Annotated in this window: 3 protein-coding genes; 1 reads left to right on the top strand and 2 read right to left on the bottom strand. The window is 35.4% G+C overall.

The genetic code is table 11. The annotated features are described in order from the left end of the window. Together E1171_RS24715 and E1171_RS06065 are read right to left on the bottom strand one after the other, a co-directional pair. Positions 1-692: T9SS type A sorting domain-containing protein (locus E1171_RS24715; protein WP_155205095.1), on the bottom strand; the 692-nt coding region annotated here is incomplete at its 3' end. A gap of 628 nt (positions 693-1,320) precedes the next feature. Further along, positions 1,321-2,952, bottom strand: a complete 1,632-nt coding sequence (locus E1171_RS06065) for an OstA-like protein (RefSeq protein WP_155205093.1) — start codon at positions 2,950-2,952, stop codon at positions 1,321-1,323. A gap of 50 nt (positions 2,953-3,002) precedes the next feature. On the opposite strand from E1171_RS06065, the gene tilS reads away from it, so the two are divergent. Then, a partial coding sequence (tilS, locus tag E1171_RS06060) for a tRNA lysidine(34) synthetase TilS (protein ID WP_155205091.1) occupies positions 3,003-4,243 on the top strand: 1,241 nt, incomplete at its 3' end.

Here is a 4,243-nt window from a genome sequence, read left to right as displayed (position 1 = left end):
AATTTTTTTGTTACTTGCGTTTTGTCTTCCAGATGAAGGGTATAAAAGTAAACGCCTGGTTGGAAATTTTCTGTTGCAATTTCCAAAGAAGTTTCAAAAGCATCCAGTTCATATTCGCCGACAATACTTCCCAAAACATTGTAAATAACTAATTTGGCACTGGTGCTGGTATCATAGATGCGGTAATTGAAAAATGCCTGCTCATTGGCCGGATTAGGATAAACGTTGCTGATTTTTAATTTCTGGTTATTAAATAGTAAGTCAGGGTTGTATTCATCCACCAAAAAAGTGATTTCATGATTAAGGGAGTCAGCCGGATTTTTTGCGTCAAATATACAAAGGGAAATGTAACTGGTGGTGGGAACAAGTCCTGAGCTAAGCTCGGAAAATATGGTGGCACTGGTTTCCCCCGCTTTTAAAGCAATTGAAAAGGAAAATTCTTCTTCTCCTAAATTATGTTTCTCCTTCCCTAAATAAAATGTGGCTTCCTGTCCACTGTTGAGCTCCTTTTGCCTCACCTTAAAGGTTAGAGATAATGAATTATCACTAATATTTTTAAGTTTTAGACCTGCTTTAATCTTTGAATCAACTGTGCCCCAAACTTCTTTTTCAGCTTCTAGCAGACGAAAACTCTGTGCCAGAACACTGGTCGAAAGAAATAGAGACAATATGAGGAAAAAGATTGTTCGCACAGTTTATTTAAAATCTATTTTCGGGCTACTTTACTAAAAGTAACAAATAAATATCTTTTTTGTGTCGAAAATTTTTAAATATTTTCATCTTTAGCAAAATAAACTAAATAAAAAGGCGTTCCATAATATTTTATTTAACTGTTTAAATAAATAATCTTCCAAAATAATATTGACCAATGTGATTTCCCTGTTGTGAAATGGGTTTTTGTATATTTTGAAGATAAAAAGATAAATTTCAGTTATTAAGATCTAGGTAAATCAGGTGATTTAAATGTTGTTGGATAATTCGAATCCAACCTACATTTTTAATATTTTTAAGTGGAAGGGAGCATAATTGGGAATAAAAAAGCAGTGCTTTTTGTTCAAAGAATTTGAGGTTATTTTATCAGCGTGGGGAAAATAAATTTTGCATCATTTTGCCCTGGACTCGGATCTATTGTCTGAGGTGTATTTAAAAGTAAGACTAGAATTTGTAAGGATATAATTATATATAGCTTCTTAGAAAATAGTGTTGCTTAATAGAGAGAATTGTACTTTATTTTGAAATAAGAAAAATAGCCAGAACAAAATGAAACTTGGGAGTTATTTTATAGGTTCCCTTTTATACATAAAAAGAAGAGAAAGTTTTTTATTGATCCTTAATCAAATTTTTAGAGGTTTCCTCTTTAATTGATTTTAATTCTGTTTCCTTTTCAGTGATTTCTTTTAAAAGTTCAGGATGACGAACACTGAGTACTTGGATTAGGTCAGGTTTTTCTTCTCCTCTCCATTTAAAATCTCCCAGTCTGGTATCCGGTTCATTAATATCAGGAGGGGGAATGAAATCCCCATCGGGTTTGACATAGGAGGTAACACTATGAATTCTATTGTCTTTAAATCGTAAACGCATATCGCTGCTTAAAATGCGATTCATTCCAACCAGTAAATTGTATTCGTCTAGCGCAAAATATATGCTTTCCGCATTACCATTTACATCTGCGTAATCTAACTTTTGATTTTTAAAGTTAATATCCATATCACGACCTTTTATTTGGTCATAAAGATTCAGGCTATCAATTTGAACAGATTCCAGGCTGTCTTTTGTGATGATAAAAGACCTGGTGCGCAAATACATTTTGTCAATCTTTCCTTCAGAAAGCAGGGTGCTAATGGTATCGGCCACCATTTGAGAGTCTCCTTCAGTCCAAAGGACTGGGTCCTGGTAAAAATAGAGCACCGAATCGATCATGTCATAATTGAGGGAATCCGCGATTCCCTGAAAGTCGGGCTTGAATATTTCTACATTATTGTAGGCCAAAAGGTCTTTTATATTATCTTCTGGCTGATCAATTGAAATCAGACTGTCCGCCTTCATATATAAAGTATCTTCTTCAAAGGGACGTTTTAATAATGGATTTCCATAAACCTTTGTGATCCCTTCACTTTGTCTCATTTTGGCCTCATCTCCATAAATGAAAACATCATTTTCTTTTGAGACAAGGAGGACATTACCAATGGCTGTATGAATATCGGTTAATTTGTTGTAGTCAAGAATGTCTCCTGTTAATATGTAGGATTCTGTTTCCACAGTTCCATGCTGAATTGTGGAGTTATTTGTGACAGTTTCGTATTCTCCACCAACATCTGAAAGGATTGTGTTTCCATCTTTATCAACTGTTTTGGTAAAATCTTTTGTTTCAGCAATCTTGGTGATGGTATTGTAATAAAGGTTTTCAGTATTGAGGGTGAAATCCTTATTGACCAGTTCCACATCTTTATGGAAAGAAACCCGGGATTCGGTTCGGTAATAGGTGCCTGTCTTACTGGTTAATACATTTTCAGCATCAATTACTTTTCCCCCTTCATAGAAAGTCCCTTCTTGTTTAATTTTGTTGTAGTCGAGGATATCCGTAAAAAGCTGCAGGGAATCCCCGTCGTTATAGACCACATCATCACGTAGTTTGGCAATTTTGGTGTTGCCATCGTAAAAGAGTTTTTGAGAAGTGATAGTGGTTTTATCTTCTTGGTCGATAATTTTTACATGACCATAGGCTTCTATATAATTGGATTCATCAAAAAAGTAAGCTGAATCGCAATAAATAAGGGTGGTATTCTGCTTGAATTTCACATTTCGTCTAAGTAATCGATATCTTTGGCCATCACGCTGTCCTCCTTTTAGGGATTCAGCGGTGTATTTAAATTGACTACTCTGAGCGTTAACAGTAGAAAGGTTTAGGCAAATAAAAATGAATAATAATAGTACTTTTGTTGCAGCTTTCATCTTTTAGAATTAATTCGCACAAAGCTAACGAAAAAAGGGATTTAAAAATTATGATTGAGAATTTTTTGAAGTTTATCGACGATACACATTTGTTCGATAAGGAAGAAAAAATCTTACTGGCTGTAAGTGGAGGAATAGACTCGGTAGTAATGGCCGCATTGTTTGATAAAGCTGGACTTAATTTTGGTATTGCTCATTGTAATTTTGCCCTCAGAGGGGAGGAGTCGGATGCCGATGAGAATTTTGTTAAAAAGATTGCCCGTCGCTATAAGGTAGATTTCCATGTAAATTATTTTGAAACCAAAGCTTTTGCTGATTCCGAGGGCATTTCAACACAGATGGCCGCTCGTTATCTTCGGTATGAGTGGTTTGAGGAAGTTAGGAAAAAAGAGGGATATGCGTACATCGCTACTGCGCATCATCAAAACGATACACTGGAAACCATATTGTATAACTTAACAAAGGGAACAGGGATTTCAGGTTTACATGGTATCCTTCCAAAAAATGGCCGAATTATTCGTCCTTTGTTATTTGCTGATAAGGAAATGATTCGCGATTATGTGGCCACTTATCAATTGACCTGGAGAGAGGACAGTTCTAATGAGTCCACCAAATACGCACGTAATCTGATCCGTCACGAGGTGATTCCTGTATTAAAACAGATTAATCCAGATCTGGAAAATACCGTTCACCATACCGTTGAGCGTGTAAGAGCAGTGGAAGATCTTTTTGAACAAAAGGTGAGAGAAGTTAGGGAAGATATCATTAAGAATGAGAAACAGGAAATCTTTCTGGATATTGATAAGATTAAAGGTTTATCTCAACCGGAAATTATCCTTTTTGAGCTGGTAAAACCGTATAATTTTAATTATACACAGGTACGTGAGATGGTCAAACGTATGGGAAATGGAAGTGGTAAAGTGTTTGTATCGCCTACGCATCGTTTAAATATTGACCGTACTTTATTGATCATTACTCCCAAGGAGTTAAAGTCATTCCAGAGCAGGGAAGTGGCTGTTGAAGACACCGAATTTGAAAATGCTTTTTTTAAGCTGGGCTTTAAAATTTTCGATAATATTGATTATCAGATGTCAAAGGATAAAAATAATGCCTCCTTGGATTTTGACAGGTTGAAATTTCCTCTAAAAGTGAGAAAATGGAAAGAGGGGGACTGGTTTTGTCCTTTAGGAATGAATAAGAGAAAAAAGCTAAGTGATTTTATGATCGATGAAAAAATTCCACTTACTTTAAAAGAACGAGTTTTTGTTTTGACCTCTGGTGATTCTATCGT

Source organism: Xanthovirga aplysinae, from assembly GCF_009711365.1.
GTDB classification, from domain to species: Bacteria; Bacteroidota; Bacteroidia; order Cytophagales; family Cyclobacteriaceae; genus Xanthovirga; species Xanthovirga aplysinae.
This window is presented reverse-complemented; position numbering and strand designations above follow the sequence as displayed.